Source organism: Streptomyces sp. NPDC054841, assembly GCF_053611045.1.
The window spans coordinates 1-4144 of the sequence record NZ_JBSGZO010000622.1 but is presented as its reverse complement, the minus strand read 5'-3'; the positions used below and the strand labels follow the sequence as shown (position 1 = coordinate 4144).

The following is a 4144-nucleotide window of genomic DNA, read 5'->3' as shown; positions in this document are numbered from 1 at the left end:
AGCCGGGACACGCGCAGTTCCACTGGGGCAGCCCGCCGCCCGCCGCGGTGCCGAGCACCTGCAGCAGCATGGCGGCGGGGACTACCGGTCGGTGAGGGCGTAGGCGGTGACCTCGAGCGCGGTGTCGACGACCACGTACTCGGGGGTCTGCCAGACGGCCGCCTCCTCCGATGTTTCCTGTGTCTCCTTCGTCTCCTTCATTTCTGTACCTGCCTTCCTGAGAGGTGGGGTTCAGGAGCTGCCCAAGGGGCGGGCATGGTGGGCATGGTGGGACAGGACCGAACGCGGCGTTCACATGGATGTCCCGCGTTCAGCAATGTGCAATAGGGTGGCGCCATGGCGGGTCGCGGTCAATGGTTCCGACCAATAAGGTCGGAGCCGCATCGGCCAACTTCCCGGACGGGAATGCCCCCGCCGGGGTGATCGTTGACCATGTGAGCACCACCCGACGACGTAAGGATCGACCGCTCGTGAGCAAGGTCCCCTCCATCACCCTCAACAACGGTGTCTCCATGCCGCAGCTCGGCTTCGGCGTGTGGCAGGTGCCGGACAACGAGGCGGCGAAGGCCGTCGGTACTGCCCTGGAGGCCGGTTACCGCAGCATCGACACGGCAGCCGTCTACGAGAACGAGAAGGGCACGGGCCAGGCCGTCGCCGCCTGCGGGATCCCCCGCGAGGAGCTCTTCGTCACCACCAAGCTCTGGAACGCCGATCAGGGCTACGACTCCACGCTCCGCGCGTTCGACGCCTCCCTCACCAGGCTGGGCCTCGACTACGTCGACCTGTACCTGATCCACTGGCCGCTGCCGGCCAAGGACGCGTACGTGGACACGTACAAGGCTTTCGAGACGATCCTGGCCGACGGCCGCGCCAAGGCGATCGGCGTCTCCAACTTCCTTCCCGCGCACCTGGAGCGGCTGCTGGGCGAGACCTCCATCGTGCCCGCGGTGAACCAGATCGAGCTCCACCCGCAGCTCCAGCAGGCCGAGTCGCGGGCATTGCACGCCAAGCACGGCATCGCCACCGAGGCCTGGTCCCCGCTGGGCCAGGGGCGGGGCCTGCTGGAGGTCCCGACGATCGTCGCGATCGCGCAGAAGCACGGGAAGACCCCGGCGCAGGTCGTGCTCCGCTGGCATCTGCAGCTGGGCAACATCGTGATCCCCAAGTCCGTGACCCCGGCCCGGATCCGGGAGAACATCGACGTGTTCGGCTTCGAGCTGGACGCCGACGATCTGGCGGCGTTCGGCGCCCTGGACGAGGGCCGGCGGCTCGGCCCGGACCCGGCGACGTTCTCCATGGGTGCCTGAGCTGCCGCTCGGTGCCGCCCGGCGGGCGACGCTGCCTTGAAGCCACTCCCTGGCTGACATCGGCTCAAAAGCGGCGCCCGCACCTTCTTCTGTCCTCCCAATTTCTGCTTATGCTTTTTGCTGTGTTTGACTCCCGGTACATCAAGACCTTTCACGAGGTCGTCAGGACCGGTTCCTACTCGGCCGCCGCACGCGCGCTGGGCTACACCCAGCCCGCCGTCAGCCAGCAGATGAAGGCGCTGGAGCGGGATGTCGGCACAGCACTGTTCACCCGGGTCGGGCGGGGCCTCCGGCTCACCGAGGCCGGGGAGGCGCTGACCCGGCACGCCGGGACGATCCTGGACAGTCTGACGGTGGCTCAGCAGCAGATCGACGCCATAGCGAGGTTACGCTCCGGGCGGGCGCGGGTGTGCGCGTTCCCCAGCGCCGGGGCGACCATCATTCCCGAGGCCATGGCCCGACTCGCTACCGAACACCCCGGCATCAGAGTGGAGTTGGTGGAGAGCGAGCCGCCCGAATCAGTGCGGCTCGTGGCCCAGGGCGCCTGCGACATCACCCTGGCGTTCCGTTATCCGGGCCAGTCGGTGGAGATTCCGGATGAACTGTCGGAGGTCCGGCTGCTGGAGGATCCGCTGACCGTGCTGCTCCCCACCGGGCATCCGCTGGCCCGGCGCCGCGCCGTGCGTCTGGCCGATCTTGCACACGAGAAGTGGATCGCGGGCTGCCTGCGCTGTCGTGCCAACTTCCTGCACGCCTGCGCCGAGGAAGGGTTCTCGCCCGATGTCGCGTGCACGACGGACGACAACCTGGTGATGCAGAGCCTGGTCGCGGCGGGGGTCGGTATCGCCATGGTGCCGGCGCTGGTGCTGTCGTTCCTCTGCCACCAGAAGGTCACGGGCCGGATCCTGGAGCCGCACACCCGCCGTCAGGTCTATGCGTACGTGCTCCGCGACCATCAGCGGATCCCCGCGACCGCCCTCGTGCTGGACCAGCTCGTGGCGGTGGCCGAGCGGAAGATCGGCTGCTGAGCGGAAGTCCGGCCGCTGAGCGGAAGCCCGGCTACTGAGCGGGAGCTCGGCTACTGAGCAGAAGTCCGGCCGCTGAGCCGGCCGTCTGCGCCCCACGGTCTCGTATCCCCACCCATAAGCACTTGTTGGATGCCCGGCAAGCATTCCTCCTTGGACGCGTGCGAGCGGGTGGGCGGACGCTGCCGCCATGACGCCTCCGAACGCAGCCACGACCACCGTTCCCCGGACCACCGCACGCCTGCGCGCCCTCGTCGCGGAGATACGCGAGACCGTGGACCGCGGGCTGCCATCGGAGCCCACGGCGCGGCTCGTGGCGGAACGGCTCGTCCCGCACCTGGGCATGCCCGACCTGCTCACCGCCGAGCAGTGCGAGGGCGACCCCGAGTGTTACCGCCAGCATGTGCTGCACGCCGAGCACGACGGCAGCTTCTCCGTCGTGGCCCTGGTCTGGCTGCCCGGGCAGGTCACACCGATCCACGACCACGTCTCCTGGTGTGTGACCGGCGTTCATGAGGGCGAGGAGCACGAGCGCCGCTATCAGCTGGTCCCGCACGGCGACACGGCCCGGCTGGTCGCCACCCAGGACGTGGTGAACCCGCGCGGCGCGGTCTCCGCCTTCGCACCGCCCGGCGACATCCACCTCGTGCGCAACGCCGGAACCTGCACCGCCCTGTCCCTCCATGTGTACGGGGCCGACATCTCCCGTCTGGGCACCAGCATCCGGCGCGTCTACCGCCTGCCGGCCGACCGCTGATGGCCCTCGCCGGCTCACGCGCGCACGGCATCGCGGCCCGCGGCAGGGCCGCAGGGTCGGCCGGGGCCACCGGCCCCGGTCCGGGGCTCGTGCTGGCGGCCGCCGGTGTGGGCGCGGCATGGCTGGTGCACTCCGCACTGCCCGCCGTGCCGATGCTCACCGCCGCCGTCGTGCTCGGCATCGCCGCCGCGCACAGCCCCTGGCTGCGCACCCGCGTCCACGGCCGGTGCCGTACGGGCCTCACACTGGCCGCGAAGCGGCTGATGCGCATCGGAGTCGTGCTGCTCGGTCTCCGGCTGAGCATGGCGGACGTCCTGAGTCTGGGCTGGGCGACGGTGGGCATGGTGCTCGTCGTGGTGGCCGCCACGTTCTGGGGCACCTGGTGGCTGGGGCGCCGGCTCGGGCTGCCCGGTGATCAGCCGCTGCTGATCGCCACCGGCTACTCCATCTGCGGCGCCTCCGCGATCGGCGCGGTGAGCGCCGTGCGCGACAGCGACGACGAGGACGCCGTCACGCCGGTCGCTCTGGTGACCTTGTGCGGCACCCTCGCCATCGCCGTACTCCCGCTGCTGCACGGCCCGTTGGGGCTGACCGACGCGGAGTTCGGACGCTGGGTGGGGGCGGGCGTCCATGATGTGGGGCAGGTGGTGGCCACCGCCCAGACCGCCGGAACCGGCGCGCTGGGCGAGGCGGTCCTGGTCAAACTCATGCGGGTGGCGCTGCTGGCCCCGCTGGTCGCGGGCTTCGTGGTCTCCGCCAGGCGCCGGGGCCGAGGCGCCCCCGCCGCCGGACGCCCCCCGCTGGTACCGCTCTTCGTCCTCGGATTCCTCGCCATGGTGGTGCTGCGCACGACGGGGCTGGTGCCCGCACCCGTCCTGACCACCGCCGGCACGGCACAGGAACTGCTGCTCGCCGCGGCACTCTTCGGCCTGGGCAGCGCGGTGCATCTGCCGTCCCTCACCCGCACCGGTGTGCGGGTCGCCGCCGTCGGGCTGACCGCCTGGGTGCTGATCGCCACGGCGTCCTACGCGGGCGTGCTGCTGACGGCGTAGGTC

Annotated in this window: 5 protein-coding genes; 4 read left to right on the top strand and 1 reads right to left on the bottom strand. The window is 70.7% G+C overall.

What is annotated here, in order from left to right; translation table 11 throughout:
- Positions 1 to 81: 81 nt before the first annotated feature.
- Positions 82 to 201: a pyrroloquinoline quinone precursor peptide PqqA gene (gene pqqA / locus ACWGI8_RS40625; RefSeq protein ID WP_453668475.1), complete on the bottom strand. Its 120-nt coding sequence runs from the start codon at positions 199 to 201 to the stop codon at positions 82 to 84.
- A gap of 269 nt (positions 202 to 470) precedes the next feature.
- On the opposite strand from pqqA, the gene ACWGI8_RS40620 reads away from it, so the two are divergent.
- The 4 genes from ACWGI8_RS40620 to ACWGI8_RS40605 all read left to right on the top strand — a co-directional run bounded on the left by ACWGI8_RS40620 (position 471) and on the right by ACWGI8_RS40605 (position 4141).
- Positions 471 to 1307, top strand: coding sequence for an aldo/keto reductase (locus ACWGI8_RS40620; protein WP_453668474.1), 837 nt, complete (start codon positions 471 to 473; stop codon positions 1305 to 1307).
- Positions 1308 to 1429: 122 nt separating this feature from the next.
- Positions 1430 to 2335 (top strand): LysR family transcriptional regulator, encoded by a 906-nt coding sequence (locus ACWGI8_RS40615; RefSeq protein WP_453668473.1) that lies wholly within the window; start codon positions 1430 to 1432, stop codon positions 2333 to 2335.
- A 187-nt stretch (positions 2336 to 2522) separates the two neighbouring features.
- A complete protein-coding gene (locus tag ACWGI8_RS40610) occupies positions 2523 to 3089 on the top strand; it encodes a cysteine dioxygenase (protein ID WP_453668472.1) in 567 nt (188 codons plus the stop codon).
- On the top strand, positions 3089 to 4141 hold the full coding sequence (locus ACWGI8_RS40605; RefSeq protein WP_453668471.1) for a YeiH family protein: 1053 nt from the start codon (positions 3089 to 3091) through the stop codon (positions 4139 to 4141). The genes ACWGI8_RS40610 and ACWGI8_RS40605 overlap by 1 nt, the downstream gene beginning before the upstream one ends.
- Positions 4142 to 4144 lie beyond the last annotated feature (3 nt).